Annotated in this window: 1 rRNA gene; it reads left to right on the top strand. The window is 48.1% G+C overall.

Annotated elements, in window-relative coordinates:
* Window positions 1–1,694, top strand: a 23S ribosomal RNA gene (locus CXR00_RS17950); the annotation flags it as partial.

Below are 1,694 nucleotides of genomic sequence, written 5' to 3'. Positions count from 1 at the left end.
CCCCGAGAGGGGAGTGAAAGAGATCCTGAAACCATATGCTTACAAGAAGGTAGAGCCCGTTAATGGGTGATACCATGCTTTTTGTAGAAAGAGCCGGCGAGTTACTATTGCATGCGAGGTTAAGTCGATATAGATGGAGCCGTAGTGAAAGCGAGCCTTAATAGGGCGTTTAGTATGCAGTAGTAGACACGAAACCGGGTGATCTAGCCATGAGCAGGTTGAAGTTAGGGTAAAACCTAATGGAGGACCGAACCAGTATTCGTTGAAAAGACTTTGGATGACTTGTGGCTAGCGGTGAAATTCCAATCGAACCCGGAGATAGCTAGTTCTCCCCGATATATCTTTAAGGATAGCGTTATGTGAATTGTTGTGGAGGTAGAGCACTGAATCTATGATGGCTGCACCTAGCGGTACTGATTAGAATTAAACTCCGAATGCCATAACTTGTGCATAGCAGTCAGAACATGGGTGATAAGGTCCATGCTCGTGAGGGAAACAGCCCAGATCGTCAGCTAAGGTCCCTAAGTGTAAACTAAGTGTGTAAGGATGTGGAACTGCACAGACAGCTAGGATGTTGGCTTAGAAGCAGCCATCATTTAAAGAGTGCGTAACAGCTCACTAGTCGAGTGATTCTGCGCCGAAAATGTACCGGGGCTTAAGTTTACCACCGAAGCTACGGATTGTACGCAAGTACAGTGGTAGGGGAGCGTTCCAAGGGTGATGAAGTCAGACCGTAAGGACTGGTGGAGCGCTTGGAAGTGATTATGCCGGCATGAGTAACGTTTGGAAGTGAGAATCTTCCATGCCGTTTGACCAAGGTTTCCTGGGCAAGGTTCGTCCACCCAGGGTTAGTCAGGACCTAAGGCGAGGCCGACAGGCGTAGTCGATGGACAACAGGTTGATATTCCTGTACCAGTTAATTAGTGATGGAGTGACGGAGAAGGATAGTATATCCCGGGTGCTGGTTGTCCCGGGCTAAGCACAAAGACGGCAACATTGGCAAATCCGTGTTGTATTAACGTTGAAGTGTGATGGGGAGTGAACGGTTCGCCTAGTAACGAAGTATATGACTCCACGCTTCCAAGAAAAGCTTCTAACATTAATAATTAACTGCCTGTACCTAGAACGAACACACGTGGTCAAGGAGAAAATCCTAAGGCAAGCGAGACAACTGTAGCTAAGGAACTCTGCAAAATAACTCCGTAACTTCGGAAGAAGGAGTGCTCATCTTTGATGAGCCGCAGTGAAGAGGGAGGGGCAACTGTTTAACAAAAACACAGCTCTCTGCTAAGTCGCAAGACGATGTATAGGGGGTGACACCTGCCCAGTGCCGGAAGGTTAAGAGGAGAAGTCAGCACAAGCGAAGCTTTGAATTGAAGCCCCGGTGAACGGCGGCCGTAACAATAACGGTCCTAAGGTAGCGAAATTCCTTGTCAGGTAAATTCTGACCCGCACGAAAGGTGTAATGATCCCTTCGCTGTCTCGGCTGCAGACTCGGTGAAATTTTAGTACCGGTGAAGATGCCGGTTACCCGCAACTAGACGGGGAGACCCCGTGGAGCTTTACTATAACTTGATATTGAAATTTGGTGTAACGTGTAGAGGATAGGTGGGAGACTATGAGACCAGGACGCCAGTACTGGTGGAGTCAACCTTGGAATACCACCCTCGTTACATTGGGTTTCTAACTTCGAC

The sequence above is a fragment of the Arthrobacter sp. 9E16 genome, from assembly GCF_002929435.1.
Classification (GTDB): Bacteria; Actinomycetota; Actinomycetes; order Actinomycetales; family Micrococcaceae; genus Arthrobacter_B; species Arthrobacter_B sunyaminii.
The sequence above is the reverse complement of the archived record's forward strand: the minus strand, read 5'-3'. Positions and strand labels throughout refer to the sequence as shown.